Origin of the sequence: Vibrio sp. V10_P2A27P122 (assembly GCF_963874335.1) — a bacterium.
GTDB classification, from domain to species: Bacteria; Pseudomonadota; Gammaproteobacteria; order Enterobacterales; family Vibrionaceae; genus Vibrio; species Vibrio anguillarum.
The window spans coordinates 13,777-28,435 of sequence record NZ_CAWNHY010000210.1 but is presented as its reverse complement, the minus strand read 5'-3'; the positions used below and the strand labels follow the sequence as shown (position 1 = coordinate 28,435).

Here is a 14,659-nt window from a genome sequence, read left to right as displayed (position 1 = left end):
CATATGTCTATATCTACCTAAGCTAACGTTATAATTTTGACACCGCCAATTACCTCCCCCTTGCCATTTTGCTCTCAGGGCGTAGAGCCAAGGGAGGAGAAGAAAAACACAGAGTTCACTCACGCTCAGGGTAAATGAGATGAAAGGAAAGCAGAGAGAGCAAGATAAAAACGTGATCGGAAAGACAAAGCGTAGAATGAGGAATGATAAAGTGTGAAAGAATATTACATTTTGACCAATCTAATAGAGTTTGATCTTCCTCCCATCTCTCCTTACTCATCACTCGCTATTCGCGCCGCTAAGCTTAGCGTTCAAAATTGTGATAAAACAAAAAGAGCCTCAAATGAGACTCTCCTTAATTGGTCGCAGACTGACCGCTATACCCAAACAACTCTAAGCGGGAAGAGTATAAAGGTTAAGCAAATACATATTTATCCATCAGGGTGACCATTTTGCCAATTTCGGGTTTGGTCAAGGTATCATCAGCACCCAGTGCTAATGCTTTGGCTCGGTTATCATCACTCATGATCGAGGAGAACATCACTATCGGCGTTGTTTTATAAGTTTCGCTGTCACGCAAGCGCTTCAACAAGTGCATACCATCCATGCGCGGCATTTCTACATCCGTTACGATCGCATTCACTAACTCTGTCACGGGTACGTTTTCGGACTTGGCTACTTTTTCAATTTCCATCAATTTCTCATAGGCTTCACCACCGTCTTTACACGCAATAATGTTGTAGCCTGCAGAGCTTAATGTGTCTTGTATTAAACTGCGGATAAACGCCGAATCATCCACCACCATGATGGTTTTCGCATTACGTTTGCTGATCATTTTTTGGTTGAGGTCGACCGATCTGTCCACCGTGACATCGTATTTTTCCATACTCAATTCAGGGTTGATGTCAGCGATGATTTTCTCAAAATCCAAAATCATGATCAGGTTGCCGTCTTTGCGAACAACCGCCACGACGCAATCTTGCTCACCCGCTTCTAAAAACTGACTCGGCGATTCAACATCGTTCCAAGAAATACGGTGAATACGACTAATGCTGTCAATCAAAAAGCCATTGGTCATGCGGTTAAAATCCGTCACGATAACAAACTTTCGATCAAGGCTTGGATTAGTAGGCACACCAAGCCAACCGGCAAGATCAACTAACGGAGTCAGTACATCACGTGACGAAAATACACCGATCATATGCGGCTGAGCATTGGGATAATCGGTGGTATCAGGAACTTGTATCACTTCCCTAACTTTCGCAACGTTAATGCCGTAATAGCAGGTTTTCGTGCGTCCATCTGGCAGTACCTTTTCTAAATGGAACTCAATAATCTCAAGTTCGTTGGTACCACTCTCTGTCAAAATTGTACTACTTGGGTTGCTCATACTGGTCACTAATCTTAAGAATGGTTATTGGTATTTGTTTAATATGGCTTGATATCGATTAACACCGTCTTCATTAACCGTGTTCTTTACTTTATCAATACCCATTTGTAAATCGTCTAATAGTGTTTGGTCTATATTTTTATTAAAAGCATAGTAAAGTAATCCCTGCTTTAACACATAAAGTGTTTCAAATTGATCGGGGGCATATCCTGCTTGTTTTATCCACCAATGGGCTGACCGTTCATCGTATGCAATCAAATCAATACGCTTTTTCACTAACTGCTCTGCCAACATAGTGACATCCGTTGCTTCTTGCATTGAGTCTCTCGGAACACCATATTGCAACAGCATTTGTTCGCCGACGTCATCTTTTATCACCCCTATCTTATAGGAGGTAATTTCTAAAGGTTCCCCAAGTTTGATATTACTGCCTTTACGTGCAATTACCGAAACTTTGATGTCATCAATTGGGCCTACCCAATGAAATAATTCCTCTCTGTGTGACGTCCTTGTTGTCGAGAAAAGTACTCCGTCTTTTTTCAAAATGGTAGAGCGATAAGAACGAGCCCACGGTTGCAATACGATTTGGCTCAATAATACGTCATGTCCTGAGAATTTAGCGGCTTCTTGAAGTAAATCAACCGAAATTCCAGTGATTTTGCCCTGATTCATAAAATTAAAAGGGGGATAGGCCTCTGTATAATACGTTAGTGTTTCAAGACTAGCGGGATAAGCAGGTGATGATGCCAACACACTGATTAGCCACATAGGTAGAATAGTACGCAGATATTTGATTACGTTCATCCTCTCTCCTACATGATGTTATCTGCCTTTTGTCCTTAAACTTTAGATGGGGTTTGAAACGCCGTCTAGTTCATCGCAAGCATTCATCATCAACAATACGAACGACGTGATTAAATAGCATTAAATTTCATGCGGTTAACCCATTAAATCTCTCGGCCTAACGCACAACTTTTTTATAGCAACGCTCCGGGCGACCAACCGTGCCGTAATTTAAGTCGGCGGTTAGCTCACCACTGCTGATTAAATATTCCAGATAACGCCTTGCCGTGGTTCGACTTGCGCCAATTTTTTCTCCCGCTTCGTCCGCGGTCAAACTGCATGGTGCATTAAAAAGATGGCGTATTTTGTCTAGCGTAACCCCATCAATTCCTTTGGGAAGACGCAGATGAGTGGGAAGCTCACTGGTATTGGCTGTCAACATTTTATCAACTACGTTTTGGTCAACATCAGCCACGGAGCCCAGCTCTAATTGTTGGGTTTGGTATTTCTTCAATGCCGATTCAAGACGGGGAAACATGACTGGCTTGAGCAAGTAATCAACTACGCCACCACGCATTGCCTGTTGTAGCGTCTCAACATCGCGCGCTGCAGTAATCAAAATTACATCACAGCCTTGGTTATTGCCTCGAACTTTCTGTAAGAGATCGAGCCCCGTACCATCCGGTAGATAAACATCCAGCAATACTAAATCGGGTTTGAGGATATCTAACTGCAATTGGGCATCGGCGTGAGTCGTTGCAATGCCAATGACTTCAAATCCCTCAATTTGTGTCAGGTAACGATGATGTAATTGCGCAATCGCGATATCATCTTCAATGATCATGACACGGGTATTCATACTTGTTCTTCCTTAGGCAGATAAACCGTAACTCTTGTTCCAACATCTTGATTACTTTTCATTTCTAGCTGCCCTTGATAGCGATCAGCTAACTGTTTTACCAGGTGTAAACCCACACCTCGGTTATGTTTTGCTTTGCTAGAGACTCCCTTTTGCCATAATTGCTGTGGCGACATTTGTTCGGGTAAACCACACCCTTTATCATCCACTTCAAGAATAATTTCGGCACCATAATCGCTGAGTGACACTTCAATGATGCGTCGTTCTTGTGTCACCCGTTTTTCATTGCGGATCATCGTGAGTGTCGCATCAAATGCATTGTCAATCAGGTTACCCAAGATAGTGACGATATCTTCGGCATTGATACGCTGCGGCAAAGGTTCTAGACGCGATCCCTCTTCAACGACTAACTCCAAACCAAGTTCACGAGCCCGCTCAGTTTTACCCAGCAGCATTCCGGCAATGAGTGGATCTCTAACTGTCTCGCGTAGAAATTCAATGAGCGATTGGTAATGAGCCGTTTCTTGGCCGATTAAATGCTGAACCGCTTCCAGCTCTCCCATCTGTACAAGCCCACTGATGGTGTTGAGTTTGTTGCGATGTTCGTGAGTTTGAGAGCGCAGCATTTCAGCATACTCTTTGGTTTGGGAGAGTTGCTCGGTTAACTCGTTGATTTCATCTCGGAGGCGGAAGCTGGACACCGCCCCAACCACTTTACCGTCAACAATAATCGGACTTCGATTGGCGATCAGACGCTGTTGATTGAGGTACAGCTCGATGTCGTGATCAGGCGTGCCACTTTCAATAACACTCATGAGATCACTTTCAGGCAGAAACAGAGAAAGTGGTTGATTAAGCGCTTTCTCTCGGTTAATCGCCAAAATCTCACACGCACTTTTATTAATGGAACGAAGAATACCCGCCTCATCAATACTTAAAATGCCTTCCTTTAAGGTACTCATGGTGACATCGAGTTCGACATACAATCGGCCAATCTCTTCTGGTTCAAAACCGAGTATCGCTTTCTGAAAACGACGTGAGGCGTAGCTCGAAAGTACAGCATTAGCCAGCACTACCAGCAGTGCCATCCCAATTAGGTAGATGAGAAAAGGTTCAATTTTATCTTGTAGTCGTTCTATTAAGTAACCAACTGACACCACACCAACGATTTGTCCTTGGGCATTTTTTACCGCCGATTTTCCACGCACGGATTTGCCCAATGAACCCTGAGCAAAAGAAACGTATGACTCACCATGTAGCAAAGCTTGATCATTATCTCCCCCTTTCATGGGAAGACCAATTCGTTCATCAACAGGATGGACTAAGCGGATCCCATGTTGATCGCCGATAACAATGAAGGTTGCACCGATTAATTTTGTTAACTCTCGATAACGCTGTTGGTGATCCACCCCACTACCAGATTCAAGCATATCGACCACTGATGGAGTTTGTGCAAGAAATGAAGCAACCCCCAAAGCCTTTAAGCCCATCTCTTCTTCTTGAGAATGTTTGATGTACACAAAACCAGCGGCAACTAACAGCAGTAATTCAATCAACCCTGAAAGGGTCATTATGATCAGCATACGCTTACGAAAACTGATACTACTCCACACCATAAATCCCTCTTTAACGCTGCATACAAGCTAACACTTATTTAACATTTGAGCGAAGAGAGAAACGAATAACTGTGAACAATACTACGCATTCCACGCACCATTTTGGTTCGTTTTATTGCAATCTATTTCGAAGACTTGCCAAGCAGAATATGCACAAGGTTTTATAAAAAATTATCATGGTTATTTCGTGATCTATATCACACCTATTTTAGAAAAATTTTATCTTATAATGCAAAAGCATTTGTATACTAATTGTGCAGTGAAGAAGATGATGAGGAAACCTCACAAAAAGATAGCCCTATAATAATCATACCAATTGCTATCGATTCCATTCATAACATTGTCAGAAGGACACTTACAATGAAACGCGATGCCTTTGGAATTTGCCTTTCCCGAGATATGCTGTTTAACCATTTACAGTCAACCTTTACTCACGTTCGGGCTTATGAAGAAATAGCGACTGAGTCAAATGATGACCTGAGAGTCCTGCTCGCTTTCCCGCAGATGTCGGGTAAGGACGTGCTGACCACGATGCAAGGCAGTACCAACGTTAGAGGTAGTAAAAAATTGGTTTGGCGGGCCGATTATCTCTGCCCTTCTTACCATAAGTATTAAATTTAAATATTGAATTTTGATGATATGCGCTTCATGCTAGCGCATATCACTTGCTGTTGTTTCGACATTTCAACCCATCACACTGTTGACTTCCGCAGCAAAAAACTAGAGCATTAACTCTAATTATTATTACTCGAGCTTAGCATGAAAGCGAAAACACTCAGCCTATTCGTCTTTACTCTGCTTGGTGCAGCCCCTTCTTTCGCCGCGCCGATTTCCTTTCAACAAGCATGGGATCTTTTGCAACAGAGCAATAATTCACTTGCCGCTGGGCGGGCAAATGTCGAACGCTATCAGCATATTGAAAATTCCACAGACAGTCTCAATTTGCCTGCTGTTTCTATTGGTGCAAACTACACGCGTTTAGACCAAGATGTTACTTTGTCAGGAAAGCAGATATTCGATAGCACTGGGCAATCTATCCCATCATCTTTGGAGCCAGTTTTAGGACCGATACTCGCCAGTGCAGGCTCCATCACATCAACCATCACCGAACGTGATATTTTCAGCTCTTCGATTCGCGCTATTTGGCCCATTTTTACAGGCGGACGGATCAGCGCCGCACAAGCCGCTGCGGAAGGTAAAAAAGAAGAAGCACAAAGCCAGCTCGCAATGGAAACACAAGCGCGCTATGAAGACTTGAGCAAATATTACTTTAGTGTTCTTTTGGCAAAAGAGGTTTTAGTGACTCGCCAAGCCGTTGAGCAAGGGTTAACCAAGCACCGTGATAATGCACTAAAGTTAGAGCAACAAGGACAAATTGCCCATGTGGAACGGCTACAAGCTGAAGCCTCATTAGATAAAGCAACGGTTGAACGCAAAAAAGCACAAAAAACCTTAGATATTGCCCAAAGCGCACTAACCCAAATTCTAGGTCAAACAGAAAAAGTCGAGCCAAGTGGTTCACTGTTTGTCAATGACCGTTTACCGCCGCTCTCTGTTTTTGTGGAGCAAACGCTCAATACCTATCCGGGCTTGGCACTACTTGAAGCAAAAGAAAAGCAAGCAAGCAGCTTGATCAAAGCTGAAAAAGGCAAATACTATCCAGAAGTCTACCTTTACGGTGATTACAGCCTACATGAAGACGATTCGCTGGCCAGCCAAATGAAACCGGATTGGTTAGTGGGTATTGGGGTCAACATTCCGTTAATTGAAACATCGGGTCGCAGCGATCAAGTCAAAGCAGCGCACAGCGCGGTCTCACAAGTACGTTACTTAAAGGCGCAAGCTAAGCAAGACTTGAGCGTGTTGGTGGAAAAAACCTATTTGGAAGCCGAACAAGCATTGGAAGAAGTGATGGGACTAAACTCAAGTCTCACACTGGCTAATGAAAACCTGAACCTACGCCAAAAGGCATTCAGTCAGGGTTTAGCAACGTCTTTAGATGTAGTGGATGCAGAGCTCTACCTTGCGAGTATAAAAACGCAACAGTCATTAGCCAGCTTCAACTACTTACTTTCTTTAAATAAGTTACTGGCATTGACCAGTGAAATGAATACTTTCCCTATCTACACACAATCAGCGATTTTGTTGCACTCATCAATGACTCACGAATCACCTGCTCAAAAGGATGCCTTATGAAAGCCGTAAAACCAACACTGATTGCTCTTGCTGCTGTGGTGGCGATCTCTTGGGTAGGCTATCGCTTTTACCAAGCATCTCAACCTAAACCTGTCCGCTTACAAGGTCAAATTGAATCTCAACAATACAGTATTTCCTCAAAAGTTCCCGGCCGTATTGATCAGGTACTGGTGCGCAAAGGCGATAGCGTTGAACGTGGCCAGCTCATTTTCACGCTGCACAGCCCTGAAATTGAAGCCAAATTAGATCAAGCGATTGCGGGTCAAAAAGCGGCGGGCGCACTGGCTAAAGAAGCAGAAACAGGCGCACGCGATCAGCAGATCCAAGCGGCAAAAGATCAATGGCTTAAAGCCAAAGCCGCAGCGGATTTAATGGAAAAAACCTATTTGCGTGTCAATAATCTTTACCGTGATGGTGTCGTCGCTGAACAAAAGCGTGATGAAGCGAATACCCAATGGCAGGCCGCTAAATATACTGAAAGCGCCGCTTTTCAGATGTATCAAATGACCAAAGAAGGCGCACGCTCTGAAACTAAACTCGCTGCCGCGGAAAAAGAACGTATGGCTGCTGGTGCCGTAGCGGAAGTTGAAGCTTATGCCGCGGATACTAAAATTGAGAGTTGGTTTGACGGTGAAGTGTCCCAAGTACTGCTGCAAAGCGGCGAACTGGCTCCACAGGGCTTCCCTGTCGTCACTGTCGTGGATACCCAAGACTCATGGGCGGTGCTCAACGTACGCGAAGATCAACTCAAGCATTTTACGAAAGGCACAACATTTACGGCTTACTTACCTGCTTTAGAAGCCAAAGTAGAATTTATCGTTTCCCACATTGCAGTGATGGGTGATTTCGCCACATGGCGATCAACAGACGCCTCACAAGGGTTTGATTTACGCACCTTTGAAATCGAAGCTCGCCCTACCACACCTGTCGAAGGTTTGCGTATGGGAATGAGTTTAGTGGTTGAGCTATAAGCCTTATGTCGATTCAGGTTCGCCCTCAATGGCCTCTGCTGCGCCATGACCCTTGGCTATTGTCTAGCCTAAGCTGGATACCAATAGTATTGGCATTCAGTATTTGGTGGATTTTCTCACAAGGGATAGTGCGCGATCTGCCGATTGGCGTGGTCGATTTGTCTCACAGCCAATTGTCACGTCAATTGATAAGAGATTTCGATGCAACCTCGACTATGGCAGTCACGCACCAGTTCCAAGATGTCAATCAAGCCAAAACTGCGTTAATTGAAAGTGACATTTATGCGTACGTTGTCATTCCGTATCAATTTGATAAATCAATATTTCGTGGTGAGCAGCCACAAGTATCGACCTTCTTCAATAGCCAATACATTTTGGTTGGACGATTGATCAACTCTGCTATTGTTCAAGCACAAAGTACGTTCAATGCCCAAGTGGATGTCGTAAAAAACCTAGCGACTAGCCAACAAACCACATTGAGTGCGATGGGGCGAGCCGTACCAATCAGAACACAGATTACGCCCCTGTTTAATCTCAATACAAACTATGCGCAATTTTTAGTCTCGGCGGTTATACCCGCTCTTTGGCAAATCGTGGTCGTGGTCAGTACCATTATGATTTTGGCAGCAAACCATCGTCACTTTGGTTTGCAAACGTGGCTTGGAGAAAAGCCATTACGAATTTTAACGCTAACATTGATGCGTTATCTGCCGATTTTTATGTTGCAAGGGATTGGTTTTTTAATCTGGTTTTATCAAATATTAATGTGGCCAATGCACGGCAGTTTTGCTCTATTGATTATCGCACAACTTGCAATGACGCTCGCCTGTATGATCATGGGCGCACTCTTTTTCTTTCTAACACTCGATCCGGCAAGAGCAATGAGTTTTGCTGGCGCTTTTACCGCACCAAGTTTTGCGTTTATGGGCATTACGTTCCCAGTGACGGATATGAATACTCTAGCGCAGTGGTGGCGAAGCCTGCTACCAGTGAGTCACTACATTGAAGTGCAAGTAAGCCAAGTGAGTTATAACGCTGAATTGCTGTCATCACTTAAGTATTTAGTGCCAATGCTGGGCTATGCATTGCCGCTGCTGCTCACTTTGATTCTTATCCGTAAACACAAGCAAGCCGAGCTAATCAACCATGACTGAAACTACGCGATTCATTGCTCTACTTAAAGCAGAGCTAAAAGCGCTATTCACTAACCCTGTGGTGCTGTTGACTGTCTTTGGTGGCGTGGTTTTTTACTCCTTTTTATACCCTTTGCCTTATACGCAGCAAACTCCACGCGAGCAGACACTCTCGATTGTCAATCTCGATAAAAGCCAAGCCAGTTACCAACTAGAACGCATGGTTGACGCAACGCCACAAGTCAAAGTGATTCAACGAGACAGTACCATTGAAGATGCCAAGCAGGCTTTTCTTAACCGCAAAGTTAGCGGTATTTTAGTGATTCCTGAACATTTTTATAAAGACCTACTACTTGGAAAAAGTCCAACACTGGCCTACGCTGGCGATGCCTCTTACTTTCTAGTGTACGGCACCATCGTTGAGGGCTTATCGCAAGCTGGTGGAACCTTAGCCGCGAAAAGTAAAGTGTCACGTTTAGTGATGGAAGGAGAACCGCTTTCTCTGGCCGCTCAGCACTATTCCGCCACAAGCATCAACCTAAAACCGACCTTTAACCCACGCATGGGTTATGTTGATTACGTTGTCCCAGCGGTGTTTGTTTTGATCTTACAACAAACCATGATCATGGCGGCAGGATTAATGGGCGGAACACAAAAGCACGGAAATGGCTACTGGAGCCATACCACACCGCTACGATTAATATTGGTACGCAGCATTGTCCTTGTTGCTGTTTATTATCTACTCAGCATGTACTACTTTGGTGCCAGTTTTACCTCACATGGTGTCAACACCCTCGCCAGTGCGGGGCATTTATTGCTACTTCTACTGCCTTTCTTACTGGCCTCTTGCCTATGCGGCATTTGGCTTGGTTCAGTTACACCGCGGCGAGAATTGGTGACGTTAGTGGTATTAATCAGCTCAATGCCACTGATTTTTTCAGCTGGTTTTATTTGGCCGTTAGAAGCAATTCCACGCCCTATCATTTGGATATCCAACCTCTTTCCAAGTACGCCTGCCATTCAGAGTTTTCTCAGTTTGAACCAAATGGGCGCATCATGGGATCAAATCAGCACTCAGTGGGGGATCTTGTGGGTGCAAGTGTTTGGTTGGGGAGCCCTTGCCTTTTACCAACTCCAGCGGAAGCGTTAATTAATCATTCCTGCCACTGCTGACGCATACGCTCAACAGTGGCATCATCGATACCATGAACATTCTGGTACTGCGCACGACAAACATTAATCACTAAGGTTGCATGGTAACGTTTAGCCAACTGTCGGTAAGCTCGCATCTCCCACTGTCGAACAAAAGTATTCGCCACAACAACGTCCTCACCTTGCGCTAAACAGCGCTCCACTTGCTGTTGACACCACCGATGAGCTTGCTCGATTTTATCTGGCTGATAACAATAGTTGCCTTTCTCATTGATAAAATACATATCCGCTTCAAAATGCTTTGCATGTAGCGTCCTTGCTAAGGTGCTTTTGCCTGAGCCGGGTAATCCCCTGATCAAAGTTAAGGTTAGCGCCATGTGTATCCAACAGATAAGTAAACGGATATCCAATAGTAACCAATTTCACAGCAAGATTCATTTTGCTATCGACATCTGGTTTTGATTGAGTTAAGTTCGGCAGTATAGACGTCCAAAAATAGCTTAGGGAGAAAGCTGTGCCGATTAAGATCCCCGACCAACTGCCTGCCGGTGATGTACTGCGTCATGAGAACATTTTCGTGATGTCAGAAACACGTGCCGCCACACAGGGCATCCGTCCACTGAAAGTTTTGATTTTGAATTTAATGCCGAAGAAAATCGAAACCGAGACTCAGTTTTTGCGCCTGTTATCCAATACTCCGCTGCAAGTGGATATTGAATTACTGAGAATTGATGAGCGCCCAAGTAAAAATACCCCCACTGAGCATTTGGAGAACTTTTACCGTCAATTTGAGATGGTAAAAAATCGCAACTTCGACGGGCTCATCATCACTGGAGCGCCTTTGGGGTTGGTTCAATTTGAAGATGTGATTTATTGGGAACACTTAAAAAGCGTGATGGAATGGGCTAAAAATCACGTCACTTCCACACTCTACGTTTGCTGGGCAGCGCAAGCGGGGCTAAAACTGCTCTACAATCTGCCCAAACGAACTCGCAAAGAAAAATTATCGGGCGTTTATCATCATGAAATCCACCATCCCTTTCATCCGATATTACGCGGCTTTGACGACACCTTTTTAGCGCCCCATTCTCGTTATGCTGATTTCTCACCAGAATACTTAGCCGAACATACGAATTTAGATATTCTCGCCACCTCTGATGTGGCGGGTGTGTACTTAGCCTCAACCAAAGACAAACGTAACGTGTTTGTCACAGGTCACCCTGAGTACGACGCACATACACTGCATGGTGAATATATTCGAGATTTAGGTGAAGGGATGGAACCCGCAATCCCAGTCAACTACTACCCCAATGACAACCCAGATAATAAGCCAGTCGCCAGCTGGCGAAGCCACGGTCACTTGCTGTTTGCAAACTGGTTAAACTACTGTGTTTACCAACAAACACCTTACGACCTTGAACACTTTAGCGAAGATAAATTTACCAAAGACGATTAGTGTTTCATGCCTGATCATCTCAGTAATGAGGTGTTCAGGTTTTCATCAAACATAGTGCATACTGACTCGCATTCTTCTCTCCTCTTTCCCCCTCGATCTTCTGATTTCCTTATCATGCGTCTAAGCGATTTAGGAGCTGCAGATAATGAAAAAAGTACTGATGATATTGATAATGTTCACGTTATCGGCCTGTGTCACCGTGAACGAAAAAGGTGAGCCTGAAGTAAAAGCGGATCCGGTTGAAATGGCCGAATCTCGCATTGCGCTCGGCCTAGGCTATTTAGAAAATGGCAACATGAGCAAAGCGCGTGAGAACCTAGAAAAAGCCACACAACATGCGCCGACTTACTATCGCTCGCAACTTGCGATGGCTCACTACTACGAAACTGTCGGTGAAGCAGAGGCCGCACGTAAAACCTATCAAACCGCGCTTCGCGCTCATCCCAAAAACGGCAATATTCTCAATAACTACGGCACATTTTTGTGCAAGCAGGGCGAATATCAAAAAGCCGATGAATATTTTAACCGCGCCATTGCTCAACCCTATTATTACCTTGTCCCAGCAAGCTATGAGAACGCAGCCTTTTGCGCGTTAAAATCTGGCGATAAAGAACAAGCGCACTACTATTTTGCAAAAACATTAGACCATGACCCTAATCGAGCTCGTTCATTGCTGCAATTAGCTAAATTAGAAATTGACGCTCAACAATACACGCAAGCTCGCATCCGCTTGATGCAATTTAATCAGCGCTACGGTAACCAAAAAACATCGCTTCAATTATTGGTAGAGTTAGAGAAAAAGGCAGGAAATAAAGCGTTAGAGAAAAAATATCAAGCGGCGCTCGATACCTTTTCCTAACATCGTATTACTAGGGCAAGGGTTATTTGATATTGGTGGGTCTACCGTCTTTGCCACCAGGACGATCACGATAGTGGATACGGCGAAGACGTCTGACTTTCTGAGCGCGCTGAATTTTTTGATATTCGCGATAGATAATACGAATAAAAAACCCAAGCCCAATCATCGCAAGCAAAGCAAACAGATAAGCGAAGGGCTGGCAGATCCAGTCAGGTTGGCAAGGTAAATAAAGGTCAAAGTCCATACCTTACTCCTTCTATTGCTATCTCAACTCACTGACCAATATAGTCAATCAACGAAGTCAGCCTAGCACTTTGCCGCTAACCATTGTTTGCGTTGGCTGTCATTTTGGAAACTCCATGCGATGAATCGACTCACTTTTTGCCCTTGTTGCATTTCAACAACCTTCACCACTGCAGCACCCACTTTATCTAACTGTTTTTGCATCCAACGTACATTCTCTTTTTTAGAGATCAATGTGGTGAACCACAGCACTTGCTGAGCGTAGTGTTGACTTTCAAAGGCCATGTTTTTAATAAAGGCAGCTTCACCACCGGGGCACCATAACTCAGCTTTTTGTCCACCAAAGTTGAGCGTGACCGCCTTACTTCTGTTAGCGTCTTGCCCCACAATTTCTTGACCTTTTTTGACTCGATTACGCTGTAAATTTTTCAACTTACGTTCGCTGCCTTGCTGCGCCTGTAGTTGTGATGCATGAAAAGGCGGGTTGCACGTGGTGAGATCGTAACGCTCATTTTCTTGGATAATCTGCTTAAAAATGTGTTTTGCATCGCTCTGCAAACGGCATTCAATACGTCCATTGAGTGAAGCGTTGCTATTAACCACCAGATTGGCGGATCTAATAGAGATAGGATCAATATCGCTACCAACATAGTGCCAGCCGTACTCTGCCACACCCACTATCGGATAAATACAGTTCGCTCCGACCCCAATATCAAGTGCTTGAACCTTTTCATGCTTGATTGCTGAGCACTCATCTAGCAGCAAATCGGCCACGCGATGAATATAATCAGCTCGACCGGGGATCGGCGGGCACAAATACCCAGCGGGAATATCCCAATGGGTCACATGATAATGATGTGCCAATAACGCTTTGTTGAGCATTTTCACCGCCATCGCATCGGAGAAATTGATGCTCGGTTCACCACTCGGGTTGCGAATAACAAAGGGCTTCAAAGCAGGCAGTGTATTAATCAGCGCGGGGAAATCGTATTGTCCTTGATGCTGATTACGAGGATGTAACCCCTGCTTTGCTTTTAACGCAGGTTTTTTATGGCTCGCTTCAGGTTGGCTTTTCTGCGACTTCGCTTTGGCTGACATTACTGCTCCTCTTTTAAATCGAGATACATCATAAACAATCGTGCATCAAACTCGAGCTGATGATAATTCGGTTCCATATGGCAACACAGTTGATAAAAAGCCTTGTTGTGCTCTTTCTCTTTGATGTGAGCCAGCTCATGTACCACTAGCATGCGCAACAGCGGCTCCGGTGCTTCTTTAAACATGCTCGCTATGCGGATCTCATTTTTAGATTTGATTTTCCCACCATGCACTTTGGCAACATAACTGTGCAACCCTAGTGCGTTATTGATAATGTGGATTTTATTGTCGTACACCACTTTACTGATCGGCGCCGTTTTCTTCATGTATTGATTTTTGAGATCAATCGCGTAGTTAAACAACGCTTTTTCACTTTGAATCGAATGGCGCTGTGGGTAGCGTTGCTCAAACCAGCTAACGAATTTACCGGCCGTGATCAACTGTTCAACTTGTGAAACGAGATGAGGCGGATAGTTTTGTATGTAACGAAAAGATGGATGCATAGCCCAGCAACTGACTCATAAAAAAGGCGCTAAGTGTAACTGAATCAAGCCTGTGTTTCATCTTTCCAATCATAAGGAGCAAGGCTTCGCATCCGAGAGAGTTGAAACTCAGCGCCTCGGTGGGTAAACTTGCCGCCCTTTATGTTCGGTTAATGAGTGAATTGGATGAAACGTATTGTGCTCTACGTCAAAGATAAATGCCCGCACTGTAAAGATGCTCAGCGCTATCTTGACGCCAAACAGATCCCCTACCGCTTATGTAACGCAAAAATGCAACGCGGCCGGAAGGAACTGGATGCGATCGGCGCGCGCAGTGTACCGGCTTTAAAAATTGGTGATCGAATTATGATTGGCTGGAACCCAAACAACTTTGAAAAAATCTATCAAAGTTAATCGAACG

16 protein-coding genes are annotated in these 14,659 nt (G+C 44.4%); 8 read left to right on the top strand and 8 right to left on the bottom strand.

Translation table 11 applies throughout. The features are described 5' to 3' along the window. Positions 1 to 415 precede the first annotated feature (415 nt). From AACQ17_RS08950 to AACQ17_RS08935, 4 genes are all read right to left on the bottom strand, one after another. Complete coding sequence (locus tag AACQ17_RS08950; protein WP_026027355.1) at positions 416 to 1,390, bottom strand: chemotaxis protein; 975 nt, start codon at positions 1,388 to 1,390, stop codon at positions 416 to 418. 24 nt (positions 1,391 to 1,414) lie between these two features. Next, entirely contained in the window at positions 1,415 to 2,194 is a 780-nt protein-coding gene (locus AACQ17_RS08945; protein ID WP_013856665.1) for a substrate-binding periplasmic protein, read from the bottom strand. A 157-nt stretch (positions 2,195 to 2,351) separates the two neighbouring features. Continuing rightward, the gene (locus AACQ17_RS08940) at positions 2,352 to 3,032 is read right to left on the bottom strand and encodes a response regulator (protein ID WP_094148035.1); all 681 of its coding nucleotides are present in this window, start codon (positions 3,030 to 3,032) and stop codon (positions 2,352 to 2,354) included. Further along, positions 3,029 to 4,648: an ATP-binding protein gene (locus tag AACQ17_RS08935; protein WP_017044817.1), complete on the bottom strand. Its 1,620-nt coding sequence runs from the start codon at positions 4,646 to 4,648 to the stop codon at positions 3,029 to 3,031. The genes AACQ17_RS08940 and AACQ17_RS08935 overlap by 4 nt, the downstream gene beginning before the upstream one ends. A 360-nt stretch (positions 4,649 to 5,008) precedes the next feature. Here AACQ17_RS08935 and AACQ17_RS08930 point away from each other — a divergent pair, with 360 nt between their 5' ends. The 5 genes from AACQ17_RS08930 to AACQ17_RS08910 all read left to right on the top strand — a co-directional run bounded on the left by AACQ17_RS08930 (position 5,009) and on the right by AACQ17_RS08910 (position 10,098). Then, positions 5,009 to 5,263 (top strand): hypothetical protein, encoded by a 255-nt coding sequence (locus AACQ17_RS08930; protein WP_013856662.1) that lies wholly within the window; start codon positions 5,009 to 5,011, stop codon positions 5,261 to 5,263. A 144-nt stretch (positions 5,264 to 5,407) separates the two neighbouring features. Then, positions 5,408 to 6,844, top strand: coding sequence for a TolC family protein (locus AACQ17_RS08925; protein WP_094167666.1), 1,437 nt, complete (start codon positions 5,408 to 5,410; stop codon positions 6,842 to 6,844). Beyond that, positions 6,841 to 7,815, top strand: a complete 975-nt coding sequence (locus AACQ17_RS08920) for an HlyD family secretion protein (RefSeq protein ID WP_017042989.1) — start codon at positions 6,841 to 6,843, stop codon at positions 7,813 to 7,815. The genes AACQ17_RS08925 and AACQ17_RS08920 overlap by 4 nt, the downstream gene beginning before the upstream one ends. A gap of 5 nt (positions 7,816 to 7,820) precedes the next feature. Next, the gene (locus tag AACQ17_RS08915) at positions 7,821 to 8,969 is read left to right on the top strand and encodes an ABC transporter permease (RefSeq protein WP_094167665.1); all 1,149 of its coding nucleotides are present in this window, start codon (positions 7,821 to 7,823) and stop codon (positions 8,967 to 8,969) included. Beyond that, positions 8,962 to 10,098, top strand: a complete 1,137-nt coding sequence (locus tag AACQ17_RS08910; RefSeq protein ID WP_013856658.1) for an ABC transporter permease — start codon at positions 8,962 to 8,964, stop codon at positions 10,096 to 10,098. Before AACQ17_RS08915 ends, AACQ17_RS08910 begins: the two co-directional genes overlap by 8 nt. 4 nt (positions 10,099 to 10,102) lie before the next feature. On the opposite strand, the gene AACQ17_RS08905 is transcribed toward AACQ17_RS08910, so the two are convergent. After that, on the bottom strand, positions 10,103 to 10,477 hold the full coding sequence (locus AACQ17_RS08905; protein ID WP_026028306.1) for an ATP-binding protein: 375 nt from the start codon (positions 10,475 to 10,477) through the stop codon (positions 10,103 to 10,105). A 137-nt stretch (positions 10,478 to 10,614) separates the two neighbouring features. Here AACQ17_RS08905 and metA point away from each other — a divergent pair, with 137 nt between their 5' ends. Both metA and pilW read left to right on the top strand, forming a co-directional pair. Beyond that, complete coding sequence (metA, locus tag AACQ17_RS08900) at positions 10,615 to 11,556, top strand: homoserine O-acetyltransferase MetA (RefSeq protein ID WP_013856656.1); 942 nt, start codon at positions 10,615 to 10,617, stop codon at positions 11,554 to 11,556. 145 nt (positions 11,557 to 11,701) lie between these two features. Then, positions 11,702 to 12,415: a type IV pilus biogenesis/stability protein PilW gene (pilW, locus tag AACQ17_RS08895; RefSeq protein ID WP_094147743.1), complete on the top strand. Its 714-nt coding sequence runs from the start codon at positions 11,702 to 11,704 to the stop codon at positions 12,413 to 12,415. Between the two features lie 22 nt (positions 12,416 to 12,437). On the opposite strand, the gene AACQ17_RS08890 is transcribed toward pilW, so the two are convergent. The 3 genes from AACQ17_RS08890 to AACQ17_RS08880 form a co-directional block, all read right to left on the bottom strand. Beyond that, positions 12,438 to 12,659, bottom strand: a complete 222-nt coding sequence (locus AACQ17_RS08890) for a hypothetical protein (RefSeq protein WP_013856654.1) — start codon at positions 12,657 to 12,659, stop codon at positions 12,438 to 12,440. A 62-nt stretch (positions 12,660 to 12,721) separates the two neighbouring features. Beyond that, positions 12,722 to 13,756 (bottom strand): 23S rRNA (adenine(1618)-N(6))-methyltransferase RlmF, encoded by a 1,035-nt coding sequence (gene rlmF / locus AACQ17_RS08885; RefSeq protein WP_094147742.1) that lies wholly within the window; start codon positions 13,754 to 13,756, stop codon positions 12,722 to 12,724. Then, complete coding sequence (locus AACQ17_RS08880) at positions 13,756 to 14,259, bottom strand: M48 metallopeptidase family protein (protein ID WP_010318598.1); 504 nt, start codon at positions 14,257 to 14,259, stop codon at positions 13,756 to 13,758. The genes rlmF and AACQ17_RS08880 overlap by 1 nt, the downstream gene beginning before the upstream one ends. Positions 14,260 to 14,424: 165 nt before the next feature. On the opposite strand from AACQ17_RS08880, the gene AACQ17_RS08875 reads away from it, so the two are divergent. After that, positions 14,425 to 14,652 carry a glutaredoxin family protein gene (locus tag AACQ17_RS08875; protein WP_010318599.1) on the top strand — a complete coding sequence of 76 codons (228 nt, stop codon included), beginning with the start codon at positions 14,425 to 14,427 and terminating at the stop codon, positions 14,650 to 14,652. Positions 14,653 to 14,659 lie beyond the last annotated feature (7 nt).